This window comes from Halioglobus sp. HI00S01, assembly GCF_001635445.1.
Taxonomy (GTDB): Bacteria; Pseudomonadota; Gammaproteobacteria; order Pseudomonadales; family Halieaceae; genus Halioglobus; species Halioglobus japonicus.
Genome location: NZ_LWEE01000250.1, coordinates 1 through 220 on the forward strand (window position 1 = coordinate 1; position 220 = coordinate 220).

Sequence of the window (220 nt, forward strand, 5' to 3'; positions counted from 1 at the left end):
GCAGCATAAGAGTGAGGTTCGTTTCGCCAGCCCTATAAAGCGTTTGAAGAGTTAAGAGGTTTTTGAATGCATGCTGCTCCACTTGAGCCACTTCGTAATTCGCAGTATTCCCAGGCTGAGCATACGCTATGGGCCATGGCTCTCCGGTGCTATCAATGACAGACATAGCAGAAATGCGACCCGGGGTGACATAGATCACTTCTGGCTGCGCCCCGGGCCG

Annotated in this window: 1 protein-coding gene; it reads right to left on the reverse strand. The window is 52.7% G+C overall.

The annotated features are described in order from the left end of the window. Positions 1 to 220 (reverse strand): DotH/IcmK family type IV secretion protein (locus A3709_RS25080; protein WP_197484272.1); only part of this gene is annotated, 220 nt, incomplete at both ends.